This window comes from Vibrio sp. YT-19(2023) (assembly GCF_033337395.1).
Genome location: NZ_JAWOQN010001167.1, coordinates 1 through 515, shown reverse-complemented (window position 1 = coordinate 515; position 515 = coordinate 1). Strand labels below are relative to the sequence as shown.

At 49.5% G+C, this 515-nt stretch carries 1 protein-coding gene; it reads right to left on the bottom strand.

Annotation, left to right across the window (positions count from 1 at the left end; translation table 11 throughout):
• Positions 1-515, bottom strand: a 515-nt coding sequence (locus tag R7E78_RS30645; RefSeq protein WP_318059212.1) for a solute carrier family 23 protein, incomplete at both ends; no start/stop codon positions are given.

The window sequence follows — 515 nt, the reverse complement described above, 5'->3', positions numbered from 1 at the left end:
CCCCACCTTTGATGCGCTTCATGTAAATAGGGCCTTTAACCGGTTCGCCAGATACTTCAGACGTTGCGGTAATGTCGCCGATCGCTTCCAACGCCGTGATAAAGAAAATCAGCACGAGAGGGATAAACAGTGACCAGTCAAATGACAAGCCGTACTGCATCGGAATCGGTAGCGCAACGAGGTTGGTTTCCCCCAATTTTGAGGTGTCGACCATACCCATGAAGTATGCCATTACATAGCCAACCAGCATGGCAATCACGATCGAAGCCACGCGAATGTATGGGTTTTTAGAACGATTCAAAATCACAATTAACCCAAGTACGGTACCAGCGAGCGCCAGTTTGTCTAAGCTACCAAAAGTACCGTCGCCCATTGCAGCATAGCCACCACCCATAGAAACCAAGCCGACTTGGATCAGCGTCAGGCCAATCAGAGTTACGACAATGCCAGAGACGAGAGGTGTGATGATGCGACGTGCATGCTCAAGCACACGAGACAGTAAAATCTCGGCAAAA